This window comes from Salinivibrio sp. IB643 (assembly GCF_001996105.1).
GTDB lineage: Bacteria > Pseudomonadota > Gammaproteobacteria > Enterobacterales > Vibrionaceae > Salinivibrio > Salinivibrio costicola.
Window position 1 is genome coordinate 60,996 of sequence record NZ_MUFF01000004.1, and the last position, 18,199, is coordinate 79,194.

Below are 18,199 nucleotides of genomic sequence, written 5' to 3' on the forward strand. Positions count from 1 at the left end.
TCTTCGTTGATTTACTGTCTTTTTATACAGTAGGATAAGGGCCATTGTCTACCGACCCTGCCGTGATTGTGACATGAGAGAAAAATTTAGCACCATTTATCAACGTGCCGCCGATCGCAAAGGTGGTCAACGAGAATTAGAGCGCATGCTGGTGGCACCGCTTGAACATCAGGCTCTGTGTGAGATCCCGGATGATCGCTGGTTAGCAGCGTTTAGCCAGAAGGTTTTTCAATCTGGAATTAGCTGGCAGGTGGTACGCAAAAAGTGGCCGGGGTTCGAAGAGGTTTTTTGGGGATTTGATATCGACAAAATGTTGTTGATGCCGCCAGAAATGTGGGAAGAGAAAGCGACGAACCCCGCGATCATTCGCCACTTAACCAAGGTGATGACCATTCCACACAATGCGGAAATGATCCACCGCGTGCAGCAATCGCATGGCAGTTTTAGCCAGTTTGTCGCCGATTGGCCCAGCGAAGATATTGTTGGTTTATGGCAGTATTTAAAAAAGCACGGTAAGCGATTAGGCGGTAATACGGGTGCTTATACCTTGCGCCGAATGGGCAAGGACACCTTCTTGTTCACCCGCGATATTGAGCACTATCTGCGCGCGACTAAAATCGTTGATAGCGGCCGAGAGACCAAGCGGGCGATGCAAGCCGCGCAACAGGCATTTAATCAGTGGCAGCAAGAGTCGGGCCGTTCACTGAACCATATCAGCCAGCTGATCGCATTCAGTGTGGGTGATAATCGCGTTTAATCGCTCAGCGATTTGCTGTGCTATCACACAGTTAGCAAGTCGTGTGCAAGGTCGCGGCGTGTCGGTGGCGATTTGCGCTTATCACGGCAATCGGCCACAATCGACGCCAGTTATCTTTCCCATGTGAGCGCCTTGTGTTTACTGTTTATCACTCTAATCGGCTCGATCTGTTAAAATCGCTGTTGGTCTCCCTGATCCAACAGCGACCGCTGTCCGATCCCTTTCAAAAAGAACTTATTCTGGTGCAAAGCCCCGGCATGGCGCAGTGGTTAAAAATGGCACTCGCCAACGAGCAGCAGATTGTCGCTAACGTCGAATTCCCGCTTCCCGCTACCTTTATCTGGCAGTTGTTTGTGCGAGTGTTGGATGGCGTGCCTGAGCGCAGTGATTTCAATAAAGAGGCGATGACATGGAAGCTAATGGATATTTTACCCAGCTGCCTGGATGCGCCTGAGTTCACTGATTTAGCCGCGTATTTGGAAGATAGTCAGGATCAGCAGCGTGCTTATCAGCTGGCCGAAAAAGTGGCCGATATTTTCGACCAGTATTTGGTCTATCGCCCCGAGTGGGTGCTGGCATGGGAGCAAGAACAACCGGTACCCGAGCTTGACGATGTGCAGCCTTGGCAGCAAAAACTGTGGCGCCGCTTATACGATCACACCTTGGCGCTGGGTCAATCGCCTTATCATCGCGCCAACTTGTATCAAGAGTTTATCGATACCTTAACCAGTCATCAGCACAAACCTGAGGGACTGGCTGATATTGAGCGGGTCTTTGTGTTTGGCATCTCCGCGCTCCCACCACGCTATCTGGATGCGTTGCAAGCACTGGGCGAGCATGTGGAGGTGCATTTTATGTTCACCAATCCATGCCGTTATTATTGGGGCGATATTCGCGACAAGCGCTATCTGGCTAAACGTGCCGCATTGGACCGCGATAAAATCAGCCGAATTGAAGACATCCCCGCCGAGAGCCAATTGGCACTGGGGCTTGATGAGCCCGAGCATGGTGAAGTAGGGAACAGTTTGCTGGCGTCGATGGGAAAACTGGGGCGCGATAACTTACTGCTGCTCTCGGAAATGGCCTGTAATGAGATTGATAGCGGCTTTGTTGAGATCAACCGCGATAATCTGCTGCATCACATTCAAGCCGATATTTTGGATTTGAACGAGCCGGGCGATCCCAAGCAAACCGAGATCAGTGCGGCGAAAACAGAAATCAAGCCAGATGACGCTTCCATCGCAATCCACGCCTGTCACAGCCCGATGCGCGAAGTCGAAGTGCTGCACGATCAGCTGCTCGCGATGTTTGAGGCCAACCCATCACTTAGCCCCCGTGATGTGATTGTGATGGTGGCGGATATCAATGCCTACAGTCCGGCTATTCAAGCGGTGTTTGGTAATGCGCCTCGCGAGCGTTTTATTCCTTTTTCCATTTCAGATCGCAGCGCTGATCAAGAAAGCCCAGTGTTGGCGGCATTTTTACGCTTACTCACTCTGCCTGATAGTCGATGCAGTGCGGCGGAGCTGTTGGAAATTCTTGAGGTGCCGGCGGTATCGCGCCGTTTTGCCATCGATAGCCAACAGTTTGATCAGATTAAGCAGTGGGTGGAAGAAACCGGCATTCGCTGGGGGCTTGATACCCATACCGCAAGCCAATTTGCCTTGCCCGAGCAGTATCAGAATACGTGGCTATTTGGCCTGAAACGTATGTTACTCGGCTACGCGATGCCGAGTGAGGCCGGCTTGTTTGCAGACACCGTGCCTTATGATGAAGTCCAAGGGCTTAATGCGGAGCTGGCGGGGCGTTTAGGGCTGTTTATCGACACATTGATTCACTACCAGCAGCAACTGGCGATTGAATGCGATGGCAAGGCCTGGGTGGCGCGGTTGACCCAAATGCTGGATGATTGCTTCGCCATTGAAGGCGATGAAGAGTTAGCGGTCAAATTGATCCGTACTCAGTTAGACAGTTGGCTAACACAGCTCAGCGATGCCGCCTTTACCCATACGCTAACCTTGCCGGTGGTGCGCGATTACTTTAATGGTCGCCTCAATAACGAGCGAGTCAGCCAGCGCTTTTTGGCCGGGCAGGTTAACTTTTGTACCTTGATGCCAATGCGCTCCATTCCCTTCGATGTGGTGTGCCTGCTGGGTATGAACGATGGCGTGTACCCGCGCACTGTGCCCAGTGTTGGCTTTGATTTGATGGTCGGTCGCACGCGGGCGGGGGATCGCTCGCGCCGCGACGATGACCGTTATCTGTTTTTAGAAGCGCTGCAGTCGGCACAGCAGCGTTTGTATATCAGTTATGTCGGTCGCTCAGTGCAAGACAACAGCTTAAAAGTCCCATCGGTACTGGTCACCGAGTTGCTTGAGTATTGCACTCAGGGCTACTGTTTGGCCGGTGACGGCGATTTACCCGAAGCGCAGTCACGCCAGAGGTTGGAAGAAAAGCTTATCCAGGCTCATCCACTGACTCCCTTTAGCCCACAGGCGTTTGTTCATGGTGGTAGCTACGCGCAAGAGTGGCTGCCGGCCGCCAAAGGGCAAGGGACGCAACTGCCAGCATTTATTGGCGATGCGTTAAGCCCTGATCCGGACAGCCACCAGGATCCTGTGATTGAGTTGGCTGAGTTACAGCGCTTTTGGCGGTTGCCCGTGCGCTATTTTTTCCAACGCCGCTTGAAAGTCTTCTTTGAGCAGTTAGAAGCGCCGCTAGAAGAATTCGAACCCTTTAGTTTAGATACCTTGCACCGCTTTCAGCTGCGTGATCAGCTGTTAGCGCACTTTATTGAAACCGATGACAGTCCCCAAAGTGTGCAGGATTTTATGGCCCGACAGCGTGGCCAGGGCAAGTTGCCTTTGGCGTACTTTGGCGAACTGACCTTGGATACACAAGTCACGGTGATCCGTGACATGTACCAACGCTTAACGCCTTTGCTCGCCGCGCCGCGCCCCGATCTTGAACTAAATTTGACGCTCACCACCGCGCTAGGTGAGGTGCAGATGCAAGGTTGGCTCAATCGACGATACCAAGATAGCTTGGTGCGCTTTCATTGCGGCGATCTGACCGTGCGTCATCAGCTTGCGGTATGGATTGACCACTTATGCCAATGCGCGATGGGCGAAGCGGTGCCGAGCACGTTGGTGGGGGTGAAAGAAACCATCGAGTTTGCCCCACTCAGCAAAGGTGACGCGCTTGTACATCTACAAGCCTTGGTTGAAGACTATCAAAATGGTCTGAATCAGCCGCTTACTTATCTGCCAAGTACGGTCGGGGCCGGGATAAAAGCCCGAGATGGCAAAAAAGGCTTTGATAACAGTGACACCGGCCAAGACAAAGCGCTGAAAGCGATGCGTGATGCCTTTATCGGGGGCTTTAATCCTGGTGAAGTCCAAGACCCTTATGTGTATCGCGTATGGCCGCAATGGCACGAGAGTCTCGGTCAAGCGCTATTAGCAACAGGCGATCAACACGTACTGCCGATGCTTGCGCAGCGACAAAAACGCTAATCACCAAAGGCGCCTCATAGGAATAGTGCGGCGCCGTTTCCCCCTCTATCCACTCTCTTTCCCACTCTTCTCCCTGTTAGCCAAGTCTATGCATGGCTCTTTTGTGGTTACTTACTCTTAATTTTTGACTTTATATTCATTTTGAGAAATTAACTACTAGGATAGAGAAAATGGGTGGCTCGTCGATACAACCATCTTTTTTGTCATGTTTGTTACCATTGTGTTGGTTAAAGATTGCACATTACGTTGCTCGTTAGGGGTCAATCTATTTGGGGTCTAAATATTTTTTAAGCGATCATTTTAATGCGGAGTCACATTTTAATTGTAATTAAAATCATTATCTTATCTTTAATTTAATGATTAGAGGGCATCGTTTTTGTGTTGTTTATAGAGGCCTTTGTTCTGTTTTTTATTTGAACGTGTAATTAACTTAACGCACAATGTCATCGAAAATTCATATAACAAACTATGAAAARAAGGATGTGCCTTCATGCATAAATTCTCAAAAAGCGCGGTGGCGACCTTGGTCTCTGGCCTTTTGCTGGGTGCCTCAGCGCATGCCGACGTCAGCATTACTCAGGGTAAGACTGCAATCCCAGATGGTGAGGCAACGCACGCCCAAGACATCACGGTAAAAAACGAGCATGTCGCGTTCGCATTGGCGGTTGAGTCCGCGCCACCATGGGGCGTGCCACGTGGTACCTTGGTGGACCTCGCGGCGGTGAAAAATGGCAAAATTGATCTAGACCGAGTCGCTTTTGCAGATTTCATCCCCAACAGTTGGTCAGCCTGGCCGAACGATCGCAAGTCGATTGAGATTGTTGAAGACAGCGATGAAAAAGCAGTGATCAAAGTGAGCCGTAACTTCGACAAAGTCGACATTACTACTTGGTATACCTTGGCTGCAGGCTCTGACGCGATTGCTCTTAAAACCGTGATGAATAACCAGGGTGAGGATGATCTCGAACTAGAATCTGGCCACACGATCTGGCCGGATACGGGTTATCAGTTCGCGGTACCAGGGCTTGAAGGCAATGAAGAAGCGATGGCGGATAATGCCCTCGCCGATCGCATGGTCGCGTATGACCGTGACTGGGCGTTCGCACTGCACGCGCCTTACTTTGACCGCATTAAATACAACGGTCGCGATATGTATCTGGGTCACACGCTCAAAGCCGGTGAAAGCCGTACGTTTGAGTCTCAGCTACAGGTTGTCCCGAACGGTGACATGGCGCCGATTGTAAAAGCCGAAGCCGAACGTCATGGTGAAGCGACAGGTACCATTGAAGGTAAATTGCGCGCTGATAATGGGCAAGTGCCAAACGATGCCTTGGTAATGATTGAAAAAGACGGTCACCCTTACGCGTGGACGCTTGCCAAAGATGGCCAGTACAGCATGGAGCTACCAGCCGGCGAGTATCAGGTTTATGGTACGGCAACCGGCCATGCCAACAGTCAGTCGCAATCCATTAATGTGAGCGCTGATGGCGAGCAAACACTGAATTTCACCTCGCTAAAAAGCCCTGCGACCCTTGCGCTTAACGTAGAAGAAGCGGTGTCTGGCGTGGCTAAAGACGCACGAGTGACTATCATTGAAGGCCAAGCGCCACCGGTTGAGTTCTTGGGTAAACGCACCTTCTTCACTGATTTACTACCAGCTGGCCATGCGGAGCTAAATCTGGCACCGGGTGAATACAAGTTGGGCATTAATGCCGGTGCAGGCTTTACTGCAGAATCACAAACCTTGGATGTAACGCTCGAATCGGGTAAAACCAACAAGCAGTTGGTTAAGATCCCACAGGTAACCTTCCCTAATCGCCACCAATGGTACGGGGCAGACTTGCACCACCACGGCAATGTGCTGGAAGGGGTAACCCCACCAGAAATCGTGGTGCGTGCTCAGTTGGCAACCGACTTGGATCTGACCTTTATCAGTGATCACGACTCCACCATTAATCACAAAGTGTTTGCTGATTTATCAGCGAAACGTGGTGTGCCTTTCATTCCATCCATTGAGATCTCGCCATCATGGGGTCACATGAACCCGTTCCCCATCGACAATGGCGCGGCGCTGACGGTCGATCCGGGTACTGATGACGTGCATACTCTGATTGATGCTGCACATGAGATGGGTGCAGAAGTGGTGCCGATGAACCATCCATATAACGATTATGGCTACTTCACCAATATCGCTAAGGATGCGGTGCCGGGCGGTAAGACCGACCGTTTCGACCTGATGGAGCTTAACGCACGTGTCGATAACGAGCCGACGCTTGAAAAAGCGCACAAGCTTTGGGATCAAGGCGAAGCCATGTACCTCACAGCCGGTACCGATACCCATGATGCGTGGAACCAGCTCACTGGGCGTATTCGTATGATGGCCAATGTTGATGGTGAGCTAACGCCGCTCGCCTTTGCCAAAGCGTTAAAAGCCGGTCACGGCTATGCCACGCAGGGGCCAATCCTGTACCCACAAAACATCATGTTTGGTGAAACCGCCAAGGCAGGTGATCAATGGGATATTAACGTCGTCGCCGCTGATGGTCTCAAAGAAGTGCGCTTAATCGGTCAAGGTGGTGAGGTGCTAAATAGCATCACCATTAACCCCGAAGAGAGCACGCAGCGTCTTGAGCTGTCACTGCCAATCCCTGCGGATGCAGAGGGTTGGATCAATCTAGAAGTGGAAGACAAAGACGGCAGCACGGCATGGACCAACCCAGTTTGGCTTCAGTCGTAAATGTCGAGTCTCAATAAACGAACCAAGGCCAGCGATGCTGGCCTTTTTTGATCGTGATGTTAACCGGCGCAGATTGATGGCCTTGGTTAGAATATGTTTTACCCCAAGGGGTTGCTACAATAGCGGGCAGACTAGGCGATGAAATAATGATATGGAACCGCAGATCCTCAATCCGCTCACCTTGCCACTTGATGGCGTCCGATTAATCGAAGCCTCCGCTGGCACCGGCAAGACATTTACGATTGCTGGCTTGTACCTGCGATTGCTGCTTGGGCATGGCCGCGCAGCGCCGTGTCGGGTCGAGCAAATACTGGTGGTGACGTTTACCGAAGCGGCAACCCAAGAGTTAAAAGACCGTATTCGGCGTCGTATTCATGAGGCGCGTTTTGCCTTTATGCGCGGTGAGAGTGACGATCCCATCATTGAGCCTTTGCTGGCAGAGATTAGCGATCATAAAACCGCGGCGCAGCGTCTGTTAGAGGCCGAGCGGCAGATGGACGAAGCGGCTATCTATACCATTCACGGTTTTTGTCAGCGGATGCTGACCCAAAATGCGTTTGAGTCGGGCAGCCTGTTCAGTCATGAATTTGTCACCGACGAGCGACAAATTAAAGCGCGCGCGGCGGCCGATTTTTGGCGTCGTCGTTTTTATCCGCTGCCAAAATCGTTAGCCGGTGTGGTGAGCAGCTACTGGCCCGCGCCGGAGGCCTTATTAAAAGAGATTGCGCCCTATTTATCTGGACCGGCTGTCACGGTTAAGGCGCCTGATCTCGGCGAAGATCTCATGGCGGCACACCAAGCGGCGATTGCCAAGATTGATGCGGTGAAGCGCGCATGGCGCGAGGCGGGGGAGCAGATCACCGACCAGCTCAGCGCCGCCAAGCTCGATGGCCGCAGTTATCGCAAAGACCATCTGGCGAACTGGCTTAATGCGATGGAACAATGGGCCAATGCCGAGACGCTTGATTACCAATTGCCCGACAAATTGGAAAAATTCGCCCAACAGACATTAGCGGCCAAGAGTAAAGCTGAGCCACCGAGTCTTGCGCTATTTGATCAAATTCAGGCATTGGTTGATCAGCCGCCGACGTTAAAACCGGGATTAACTGCATTGGCGATTAAAGAAGTGCGGCAGCTGCTCCGCCAAGAAAAACGCCGCCAAGGGTGGCTCTCGTTTGACGATCTCCTTTCTCAACTTGCCAGCGCACTTGACCAAGATAGCCAAGGTCAGTTGGCGGCACGTATTCGCAGCTTATATCCGGTGGCAATGATTGATGAATTCCAAGATACCGACCCGCTGCAATATCAGATTTTTAGCACTGTCTATCAGCCGCCAGTGGCGGACGATGCCCCTGTATTCGCAGACACAGGGGAAGAGACAGATACAGAGGAAGAGGGGGAGCGCACCGGTTTAATGATGATTGGCGATCCTAAACAGGCGATTTATGCCTTTCGTGGCGCCGATATCTTCACCTATATTCATGCCCGTGCACAGGTGAGTGATCACTATAACCTTGCCACCAACTGGCGCTCGACAGATGGCATGGTGCGCGGGGTCAATGCCTTGTTCTCACGTGCGAAGGCGCCGTTTGTTTATCAAGACAGTATTCCCTTTTTAGCGGTAGCCTCTTCGCCTAGCGCCAAACAAAAAGCGCTGGTGGTGGAGGGAAACGAGCAGCCCGCGCTCACCTTTTGGCATCACAGCCCGGATGAATTGTGTAGCAAGCAAGATTTTGAACAGACGTTGGCGGTGAGTACCGCACAGCATATCACTCAAGTACTCAACCAATCGGTGGTGGGCAATAGTTATCTACAAACGCCTTCCGGCCAAGGCGCGATTCAGCCGCACAATATCGCCGTGTTGGTGCGCACCGGACGCGAGGCACAGCTGGTTAAGCAAGCGCTGGCTGAAAAAGGCGTGGCGTCTGTGTATCTTTCTAACCGTGATAATGTGTTCGCCAGCCCTGTCGCCAGCGATATTGAGCGCATCTTAGTGGCGGTGATGCAGCCTGAAAACGAGCGTAAGTTGCGGGCAGCACTAGCCAGCCCCTTATTTGGCCTGACCGCCGAGCAGCTGGCGTTACTCAATCAAGACGAAGCCTTATGGGAGCAAGAGGTGGTGGCCTTTAGCCATTACCGTGACACCTGGCAGCGCCGTGGGGTGATGCCGATGCTTCGCCAAGTCGCCAGTGCCCGCCAAGTGGCAGAAAACTGGTTGGCGATGCCGCAAGGCGAGCGCTGTGTGACCGATTTTTTACATATCGCGGAGTTGCTGCAAAGTGTCAGCCAGCAACTGGACAACCCACACGCGCTGATCCGCTGGCTACAAGAGCGGATGGCCGAGCCGGCTCAACAATCGGAAGAGCAGCAGGTGCGGTTGGAGTCGGAGCGGGATTTGGTGCAAATCGTCACCATCCATAAATCGAAAGGCTTGGAATACGATTTGGTTTACTTGCCGTTCGCTTGTCAGTATCGCGAAAGCAGCCAACCGTTTTATCATGATGAACAGTATCAGCCGGTGCTGGCGCTGGATAATGTCGATGAAGGCAAAGAGCGCGCTGAAAAAGAGCGACTAGCTGAAGATATCCGCTTGCTGTATGTGGCGGTAACGCGCGCCGTGTATGGGTGTTTTATCGGCTGTGCGCCTCTTAAACAAGGTAACAGTCGGCAAAAAGACTCGGCCTTGCACTTAACGGCCCTCGGTTATTTGCTCCAGCATGGAGAAGTCGGTGATGCTAGCCTGCTGGCCGAGAGTTTAGCTGGGTTGGCGAGCGCGAGCGATGCGGTGACTGTGGTTGCGCCACCGGAGCCGGATGATAGCCGTTATACCCCTCAAACGGGGGCGCACGAGGCGCTAAGCGCGCGTCAGTTTGACGGCAAGATTGACCGTCAGTGGCGGCTAACCAGTTACTCAGGGCTGTTAAAACAAAGCCATCATGTCAGCGCCTTGCCCACATTAGCCAGTTACGACTTGGACGCGGACGATGACCTCGCCGGCGAGGAGACGCCGGATGTGGCGGTGGATCCTTGGTCAGTTTTTGCGTTTCCCAAAGGCGCGCGAGCCGGTACCTTTTTACATACCTTGTTTGAAGAGGTGGACTTTACCGCTGATTTGATGCGTGAAGAGGTCGCTGAGCTTATTACCCATCACCTTAGCTTGGAAAACTATGACCCGCAGTGGTGCCCGATATTGCAGCAGTGGATGACACAGGTATTGAAACACCCACTCAATGAAAAAGGGCTGATGTTGAACCAAATTGACAACGCCAGTCGGTTAACGGAGATGGAGTTCGTGATGCCTTTGGCTGCACTCGACTGCCAGCGACTGAACCGACTCGCCGCGCGATATGATGCACTGTCAGCGCGTGCTGGCCAGCTCTCCTTTGAGACGGCGCGCGGGATGTTAAAAGGTTTTATCGATTTAACCTTCCGCGCCGATGGCAAGTATTACGTGCTGGATTGGAAGTCGAACCATTTAGGGGACAGTGTGGCCGATTACCATCCTGAGGCGCTCAAAGAGGCGATGATCGCGCACCGATACGACTTTCAGTATCAGATCTATACCTTGGCGCTGCACCGCTTTTTGCGCCAGCGGATCCCAGATTATGATTACGACACCCATGTGGGAGGCGTGTTTTATTTCTTTTTACGGGGCGCCAGTGATAGCGGCGAAACCGGCGTATTCGCGCACCGTCCCGATAAGGCACTGATTGACGCCTTGGACAACCTGTTTGCTGGAGAGTCGTTATGAAACAAGCATTAATGGCACTTTACCAGCGCGGGGAATTGCGAGCGATTGATGTGCAATTTGCTTGTTTGATGGGCGAAGAAGACACCCAATTAGATAAGGCTGCTATCACGGTATGGGCGGCGCTGCTGAGTCGCGAAGTGGGCAAAGGCCATGTCTGCCTTGATTTGCACCAGTGGCAGCCACCCAGTGATGTCGCTTGGCAGCCTTTATTGGCGCACATTGATAGCCAAGCGCCAAGCGAGCAATTGGCGCAGGCCTCAGTGGTGTCCGATGGTACGCAGGCGACGCCCTTGGTGCTTGCGGGACACCGACTGTATTTGCATCGTTACTGGCATGCCGAGCAGCAAGTGGCCGGGCATATTCGCCAGCGTTTGACGGCGCTGCCGGTACCGGATGAGGCCAGACAAACCCTAGATAATTTATTTGCCGCCTCACAGGCAGAGATAGACTGGCAAAAAGTGGCGGCAGCCACCGCGTTGACCCAGCCTTTTGCGGTGATTTCAGGGGGCCCGGGCACGGGTAAAACCACCACCGTCGCCCGTTTGTTGGCGGCGCTGGTGGCGTCGCACCACGCCGAGTGTACAACGTCTGCTGCGCTCACCATCAAGCTGGTCGCTCCGACCGGCAAAGCGGCCAACCGATTGACTGAATCACTAGGACGGGCGATTGCCGCCTTGCCTGTTGATCATGACGTGAAAGCGGCGCTGCCGACCCAAGCCAGTACCATTCACCGATTATTAGGGGCGATTCCGCAGCGAGTCGCGTTTCGCCATCATAAAAATAATCCCGTGCATGCGGATGTGTTGATTGTCGATGAAGCCTCGATGGTGGACTTGCCCTTGATGGCGCAGTTATTCGATGCCTTGGCGCCCTCAACACGCATTATTTTGCTGGGGGATAAAGATCAGCTTGCCTCTGTGGAAGCAGGGGCGGTGCTTGGCGATATTTGTCAGTACGCCGAGGCGGGCTATCCAGCGGCGCAAGCAGCGCGTTTAAGCCAACTGACAGGCTTTGACGTACCCGAAAACCCGCACGCGCCAGCGATTGCCAGTGCTTTGTGTTTATTGCGCAAAAGTTATCGCTTTGATGCCCAATCCGGCATCGGTCAGCTCGCCTTTGCGGTGAACCGAGGAGAGATGGCCGAGGTGGGGGCGGTGTTAAAACGCGGCTATGGCGATATTGCCCACCATGTGTTGAGTGATGACAGCTATCAGACCCTGATGCTTCAAGCGGTGGCGGGGTATCGCGATTATTTAACGACACTCGATAATGCGACGCTCGAAAACCCGTCATCAATGGCGGACGTGCTAAGAGCCTTTAGCCAATTTCGTTTGTTATGCGCATTGACCGAAGGGCCATTTGGCGTCGCAGGTCTTAATCAAGCCATTGAGCAGCACTTGGCATCGGCAGGGCTGATCGCCAAAGAGCGTGACACTTGGTACCACGGCCGACCGATCATGATTTTGCAAAACGATCATGCCCTGGGGCTGTATAACGGTGATATTGGGATTGCGGTGCAACACGCGGGGATCACTCGGGTAGCGTTTGAAACCCACGATGGCGAAGTGCGCTATTTGCTTGCCAGCCGTTTGCCCGCCCATCAAACCGCGTTTGCGATGACGGTGCATAAATCACAGGGCTCGGAGTTTGTGCACACAGTCCTGGTATGTCCGCCCACCATTTCACCGGTGATCACCCGCGAGCTGATTTACACCGGCATCACGCGGGCGAAGCGCCAGCTTGATCTTTACGCGTCTTGGCCGGTGCTGCGCCACGGTGTAGGCGCACGCACCGCCCGTTATAGTGGTTTGCCGGATGCCTTGATAGCGCCTTGAGTGCAGTGAAGTCTGCTAAAGCGCTAAGGTCAGCACCTTAGAGCGACGCTGATAGTTGTACAGCTCTTGGCGGGTGTTGGGAAGTGCTGACACATCGGAGAGCAAAAAGCCTTGTTCCAGAAACCAATGCAAACTGTGGGTGGTGAGCACAAAAATCGTTTCAAGCCCTTTGGCTTTGGCGCGTTGCTTGAGGTGATTGAGGAGCATGACGCCGCGGTCGCCATCACGGTAGTCGGGATGAATGGCGACACATGCCATCTCGCCGGTGCGCGCGTCACTAAACGGATAGAGTGCGGCGCAGCCTATCACTAACCCATCCCGTTCGATGATGGTAAAGCGTGGGATTTCTTGCTCCAATTGTTCTCGCGAGCGGCGCACCAGGATCCCTTGTTGCTCCAACGGTCGGATTAAATCCAAGATCCCACCGATATCGTCAATCTCAGCTTGGCGCACTTTTTCGGCACGCTCCATCACGATCTGGGTGCCGATCCCTTCAATCGAGAACAGCTCTTGGATCAAGGCGCCGTCTTTTTTATAGCTAATCAAATGACTGCGAGTGACTCCCGCGCGACACGCAGCAATCGCGCCCCGTAAAAAGCGACTGGTGCCAGAGCCAGTATCGCCAGCGGCTTCTCTCGCTTCTAGAAGTGGCTGGGCTTGCGTGGGCAGTAACTCAGAAATCACTTCATTGTCTTGGTTTAAGACCCCTTGTTCGGAGCAAAAGCCAATCAACTTGTCTGCGCGTAACCGAATTGCGACTTGAGTCGCCACTTCCTCGGAGGTGAGATTAAAGCATTCCCCTGTGACTGAGCTGGCTACCGGCCCCATCAGTACGATTGCGTTTTGATCGAGCTGGCGCTGAATACCGTCAATATCGATGCGGCGAATTTTGCCACTGTGACAATAATCAATTCCTTCATCGACGCCCAACGGTTGCGCGATGACAAAATTGCCACTGATCACATTGATCTGAGCGCCGGCCATGGGCGTGTTATTCAGCCCCATGGATAAGCGTGCCGTGATGTCGAGCTGCACTTGGCCGGCGGCTTGTTTGACCACTTCAAGCGCATGGTTGTCGGTGACGCGAATACCTTTGTGATAAGGCGTTTCCAGTCCGTACTGATTGAGAGCGCGATTGATTTGCGGGCGGGCTCCAAACACCAATACTAGCTTCATGCCAAGGCTATTGAGTAGTGCGATATCACTGACGATATTCTGAAAGTTCTCATCCGCCATCGCCTCGCCGCCCAGCATGATCACCGCGGTTTTATCTCGGTGAGCATTGACATACGGCGCCGATTGGCGAAACCCTTTAACCAGTGCGGTACTTCTTATCTTCACGCGCATATCCGTTTATTTATTCACTTTATATGCCTTTTTATTCTTTTTTCGGTTTGGGTGTCAAGTCCTGTTTGGTGCCAGGGCGCACGTAAAGCGATAAGAATTAGCTCCCACACTCGATATTGGCCGATGAAGCGAGATCACACTCTGGCGTTCAGCGTCTAAAGTAAAATGATGAGTCCGTTATGCTGGCCTAAAAAGCACTGAGGGGTAAGCGCGTGCGAAAAACGAAACAGGTGGTTCTATTAGTTCTATTAATAATATTTGGTGGAACGGGGTTTTTAGTGGCGACTCAGCCTGCCATTTTTGTGCCTGACGTGACGCAAGCCGACTTGTACGGCGAATGGATAGAACAAGATGTGGCGCCTTATGCGGCTGATCGTTTTGAAGTCCGCAAAGACGGTATCTATACCAATAGCAGCCGAGTTACGACGATTTATCGGTTTGATGGCGATAAGCTAAGTTATTCGATTGGTACACAGACGTATGTGTATCGTGTTGAAAACAAGAGTACCTTAGAGCGATTGTCGCCCATGCATTACACGTCTTTTTTTGCGAAAGACAAGTAGGTGTTGGCATCCAATTGAGTCATTAGGTTACGACGGCACAAATAGGGACGTCCAGCAACCCTCCTAGTAGGTACAAGGATGCGGAGTGCTCAGATCGTGATTAATATTTCACAGACTCTATTGTCGACAACAACGCATTGACCGAGCATTGCTTGGTGGCTACTCGGCGTAAAAGATCGGCAGTTTCCGAGTCGCCACCTAAGCAACGCTGAATACTGGTATTGATCACGTTATGGGTACAACCTTCACTGGCCATCATGCGGATCCATTGATATTCCACCGCATCGCTATCAAGTAACGTCGAACGTCCAACTTTCAAGTCCATGGTAATCATTACTCCTTTTTTGTTGCATTTTCTATGCATTTTTATTTCATGCATAGTACATAACAATTATATGACAGTTTGATGAATGACCAAGCACTTACTAATATAATCTGAATGACATCACAATTGAACTGTATTACTTTGCAGGCATTTACAGCCTGATAATGATAAGTGATTGCCAAATTCATCGCTTTTTGCGAGCCTTAGCGCTACAAACTAACTGATTGGATGATGGTGTGAAAAAAGCGTTAGTCGTGATGGCGTGTGTGGCGATACTCGCAGGGTGTGTTCGGCCGACTGATCGTGGTCAGCAGTATCGAGATGGGCGGTTTGAACGTATTTTAACCCCAGTATCTCAGGTGGTGTCGGAAAGTCCGCGCGACTTTAGTTTATTTCAGGAGCAGCTTACAGAAGTAGAAGCAAAATCTCCCTCGTTAGTGGCCAAGCATCAAGCGGTATACCAGCGCTTGCAGGCATGGCTGGACGCGGGAGGCCATGTAGACGCGCTCGCTGAGTTTGGCCTGAGTGTCAACCAAATGGGCGGTGGCGATGATTTTGGTAACGTGATGTTTACCGGCTATTTCTCACCCGTGATTGAAATGCGCCATCAACCCGATGCCTTATTCCGTTATCCAGTTTATGCCAAACCGCCCTGTAATGAGGACTGCCCTGATCGTCAAGCGATTTATGACGGTGCTTTAGAAGGGCTAGGTTTGGAGTTGGGTTACAGCGCATCTCGCATCGATAACTTTATTATGGAAGTGCAGGGCAGTGGTTTTGTCCACTTTGGTGACAATGATCAGCTCGAGTATTTTGCCTACGGCGGTAAAAACGGTCATCCGTACGTCAGTATTGGTAAGGTATTAATTGAAAATGGTGAGGTAGCCAGACAGGATATGTCGTTACGGGCGATTCAAGATTGGGTCGCGGCGCACGATGAAGAAGAAGTTCGGACCTTACTGGAACATAACCCGTCGTATGTGTTCTTTACGCCCAAAGCGGCGGATCCTGTCAGTGGAACGGCAGGGATCCCGTTAAAAGCGGGCGCCTCTGTGGCGGCGGATCGACGTTACTTACCTATGGGCAGTGTATTACTTGCTGAAGTGCCACAGCTTGATGACCAGGGTAAATGGACGGGAGAGCATGTGCTCAAGCTTTTAATGGCGTTGGATACCGGTGGGGCAGTGAAAGAAAATCACCTGGATTTATACCATGGCATGGGCAATAAAGCAGGCGAGCAAGCCGGTCATTACAAACACTTTGGTCGGGTTTGGAAACTGGAACCGTTAGCGCCACAAATGGTGAATCAGCCCTAACGGCTAAGATTAAGACTCATCCTTGAAGCAATAAAAAAGCGAGCGTTTGACGCTCGCTTTTGCATTTAAGCCAACGAAGTATGATTACTCAATCAAACCCGCTTCACGATAGTAGCGTGCTGCGCCTGGGTGCAGGGGAGCAGACAGACCATCTTTTACCATTTCTTCTTTCTTCAAGTTGGCAAACGCTGGATGTAAGCGACGGAAATCATCGAAGTTCTCAAACACCGCTTTCACGACGTTGTAAATGACGTCTTCAGAGACTTGGCTTGAGGATACAAACGTAGCACCCACACCAAAGGTCGTCACATCATTATCGTTACCCCGGTACATACCACCTGGCAATATCGCTTGACGATAATAATCGCGCTCGCTGATCAACTGTTTAGCCGCATCGTTAGCGACTTCAACCAATACGCTATCACACGCAGTCGTTGCCTCTTGGATCGCACCACTCGGGTGGCCTACGGCATAAACCATGGCGTCAATTTTATTGTCACAGAGGGCTTTTGATTGCTCAGACGCTTTCAGCTCGGAAATTTGGCCGAACTTATCCATGTCCCAACCCATTTGATCCATCAATACTTCGATGGTGCCACGCTGACCTGACCCTGGGTTACCAATGTTAACGCGTTTGCCTTCGAGGTCATCAAAGGTTTTTACGTTTGCATCAGCACGAGCGACCACGGTAAAAGGTTCTGGGTGGATAGAGAAAACCGCGCGCAGATCTTTAAATTCGCCTTGATCTTCAAACTTGCTGGTGCCTTTGTAGGCATGATATTGCCAGTCGGATTGTGCGATCCCCATATCGAGCTCGCCAGCACGAATGGTATTGATGTTGTAGATAGAACCGCCTGTACTCTCTACAGAGCAGCGAATGCCGTGGTCATCTTTACTTTTGTTAACCAGGCGACAAATTGCACCGCCCGTCGGATAATAAACACCCGTCACACCGCCAGTACCAATGGTTACAAACTGATTGGCTTGCGCCGTTGCTGCGGTTCCTAGTGCAGCGGAAAAGCTGAGCGCAATCAGAGTCGGTTTCATCGCTTTCATGCTTAAGATTCCTTTTTAAGTTAGAGGTTGCTATCCGGGCGCACCCTCGAAGATGGTATGACACTCGATGTAAATATGACAAAAAAGTGTCACCGCGCTATTTTTTCAATTTTTTAACAATATTTGCAAGCAATAGTATTGGGTTAAAACGATTGGGTCATGGTTTGTCTTAGTTCTTGTACAGGTTTAGTACAATATCCCAGGTTTTCCAGTGTGTTGCGTAAATTTGTGATCTGTGATGCGTTATCGTGTGCCTGGCTTTGATCGATGTGTTGGGTGTTGTTTTCAAAGCCGATTCGAACGTCACCGCCCAGTGTCGCGGCTATCGTTAAACAGCGACTTTCATGACATCCAAATGCGCAGACAGACCAAGGAATAGTGCCATCGGCGTGAAGCGCATGATACATGGCGACGACATCTTCGGACATACCTCGGGGTGGAGTCCGATCTCGCCCTGCAACAAAAAGCAAGTGATGACCTCGTGAGGGTAAAATACCTTGTTCGCGCAGCGTGTAGTAGCGTGCCAGCTCTCTGGGGTGATAGAGAATAAACTGACTATAGATCCGAGCTTCAACCGTCCAAGCAAAAAAATCTGTTACCGCTTTGCTTGGAGGCTGATGCTCAGGGATAAGCTCTCGTAGCGCAAAGGAAGCGGCTTCGGGTTTGACGGCTTTAATCAGCGCCATTTGTTGCTGGGGGGAATAGCGGCCTACGGCTTCGGTGGTGAGTTGAATCACCATGCGATCGCCGACGGCATCTATTACTTGCTGATATAGCGCTTGGTTTAGTGCGGGATCAAGGCTATGGGCTCCCTGTTGATCGCGGGCGTGGATGTGGGCCATGGTTGCGCCTGCCTCGGCGCATTCGTGCAGGCAGTGAATAAGCTGTTCGCCGGTGATAGGCACACGCGGATGGTGCACGGGCTGTAAGTACGCACCATTGGGGGCAACCATGATCGTCCTTGCATCTCGCATTCTTTTCCCTCGCTTTTGAATCT

11 protein-coding genes are annotated in these 18,199 nt (G+C 51.8%); 7 read left to right on the forward strand and 4 right to left on the reverse strand.

The annotated features are described in order from the left end of the window. Nucleotides 1–73: 73 nt before the first annotated feature. The 5 genes from BZG77_RS02720 to recD all read left to right on the forward strand — a co-directional run bounded on the left by BZG77_RS02720 (nucleotide 74) and on the right by recD (nucleotide 12,595). A complete protein-coding gene (locus tag BZG77_RS02720) occupies nucleotides 74–757 on the forward strand; it encodes a DNA-3-methyladenine glycosylase I (protein ID WP_077459758.1) in 684 nt (227 codons plus the stop codon). Between the two features lie 134 nt (nucleotides 758–891). After that, nucleotides 892–4,272 (forward strand): exodeoxyribonuclease V subunit gamma, encoded by a 3,381-nt coding sequence (gene recC / locus BZG77_RS02725; RefSeq protein ID WP_077646091.1) that lies wholly within the window; start codon nucleotides 892–894, stop codon nucleotides 4,270–4,272. A 490-nt stretch (nucleotides 4,273–4,762) separates the two neighbouring features. Then, the gene (locus BZG77_RS02730) at nucleotides 4,763–7,009 is read left to right on the forward strand and encodes a CehA/McbA family metallohydrolase (protein WP_077646092.1); all 2,247 of its coding nucleotides are present in this window, start codon (nucleotides 4,763–4,765) and stop codon (nucleotides 7,007–7,009) included. A gap of 151 nt (nucleotides 7,010–7,160) precedes the next feature. After that, a complete protein-coding gene (gene recB, locus BZG77_RS02735) occupies nucleotides 7,161–10,760 on the forward strand; it encodes an exodeoxyribonuclease V subunit beta (RefSeq protein ID WP_077646093.1) in 3,600 nt (1,199 codons plus the stop codon). Next, nucleotides 10,757–12,595, forward strand: coding sequence for an exodeoxyribonuclease V subunit alpha (gene recD / locus BZG77_RS02740; protein WP_077646094.1), 1,839 nt, complete (start codon nucleotides 10,757–10,759; stop codon nucleotides 12,593–12,595). The genes recB and recD overlap by 4 nt, the downstream gene beginning before the upstream one ends. Before the next feature lie 15 nt (nucleotides 12,596–12,610). Here recD and argA read toward each other — a convergent pair whose 3' ends face one another. After that, nucleotides 12,611–13,942, reverse strand: coding sequence for an amino-acid N-acetyltransferase (gene argA, locus BZG77_RS02745; protein WP_077646095.1), 1,332 nt, complete (start codon nucleotides 13,940–13,942; stop codon nucleotides 12,611–12,613). A 212-nt stretch (nucleotides 13,943–14,154) separates the two neighbouring features. On the opposite strand from argA, the gene BZG77_RS02750 reads away from it, so the two are divergent. After that, nucleotides 14,155–14,505, forward strand: coding sequence for a DUF2850 domain-containing protein (locus tag BZG77_RS02750; RefSeq protein ID WP_077646096.1), 351 nt, complete (start codon nucleotides 14,155–14,157; stop codon nucleotides 14,503–14,505). Between the two features lie 100 nt (nucleotides 14,506–14,605). Here the strand turns inward: BZG77_RS02750 and BZG77_RS02755 are convergent, their stop codons facing one another. Next, nucleotides 14,606–14,830, reverse strand: a complete 225-nt coding sequence (locus BZG77_RS02755; protein ID WP_077646137.1) for a hypothetical protein — start codon at nucleotides 14,828–14,830, stop codon at nucleotides 14,606–14,608. Between the two features lie 236 nt (nucleotides 14,831–15,066). Here BZG77_RS02755 and mltA point away from each other — a divergent pair, with 236 nt between their 5' ends. Next, the gene (gene mltA / locus BZG77_RS02760) at nucleotides 15,067–16,146 is read left to right on the forward strand and encodes a murein transglycosylase A (protein ID WP_077646097.1); all 1,080 of its coding nucleotides are present in this window, start codon (nucleotides 15,067–15,069) and stop codon (nucleotides 16,144–16,146) included. 84 nt (nucleotides 16,147–16,230) lie between these two features. Here the strand turns inward: mltA and BZG77_RS02765 are convergent, their stop codons facing one another. Together BZG77_RS02765 and BZG77_RS02770 are read right to left on the reverse strand one after the other, a co-directional pair. Continuing rightward, nucleotides 16,231–17,202: a TAXI family TRAP transporter solute-binding subunit gene (locus tag BZG77_RS02765; RefSeq protein ID WP_021022036.1), complete on the reverse strand. Its 972-nt coding sequence runs from the start codon at nucleotides 17,200–17,202 to the stop codon at nucleotides 16,231–16,233. A gap of 143 nt (nucleotides 17,203–17,345) precedes the next feature. Continuing rightward, nucleotides 17,346–18,155 carry a 3-keto-5-aminohexanoate cleavage protein gene (locus BZG77_RS02770; protein ID WP_158011408.1) on the reverse strand — a complete coding sequence of 270 codons (810 nt, stop codon included), beginning with the start codon at nucleotides 18,153–18,155 and terminating at the stop codon, nucleotides 17,346–17,348. Between the last annotated feature and the right edge of the window lie 44 nt (nucleotides 18,156–18,199).

Bases quoted from the DNA above. Each gene is read 5' to 3' on its own strand.
- BZG77_RS02770 (WP_158011408.1), bottom strand. From the start codon at position 18,155: ATGGTTGCCCCCAATGGTGCGTACTTACAGCCCGTGCACCATCCGCGT.
- recB (WP_077646093.1), top strand. From the start codon at position 7,161: ATGGAACCGCAGATCCTCAATCCGCTCACCTTGCCACTTGATGGCGTC.
- BZG77_RS02720 (WP_077459758.1), top strand. From the start codon at position 74: ATGAGAGAAAAATTTAGCACCATTTATCAACGTGCCGCCGATCGCAAA.
- BZG77_RS02755 (WP_077646137.1), bottom strand. From the start codon at position 14,830: ATGGACTTGAAAGTTGGACGTTCGACGTTACTTGATAGCGATGCGGTG.
- recD (WP_077646094.1), top strand. From the start codon at position 10,757: ATGAAACAAGCATTAATGGCACTTTACCAGCGCGGGGAATTGCGAGCG.
- BZG77_RS02765 (WP_021022036.1), bottom strand. From the start codon at position 17,202: ATGAAAGCGATGAAACCGACTCTGATTGCGCTCAGCTTTTCCGCTGCA.
- argA (WP_077646095.1), bottom strand. From the start codon at position 13,942: ATGCGCGTGAAGATAAGAAGTACCGCACTGGTTAAAGGGTTTCGCCAA.
- BZG77_RS02730 (WP_077646092.1), top strand. From the start codon at position 4,763: ATGCATAAATTCTCAAAAAGCGCGGTGGCGACCTTGGTCTCTGGCCTT.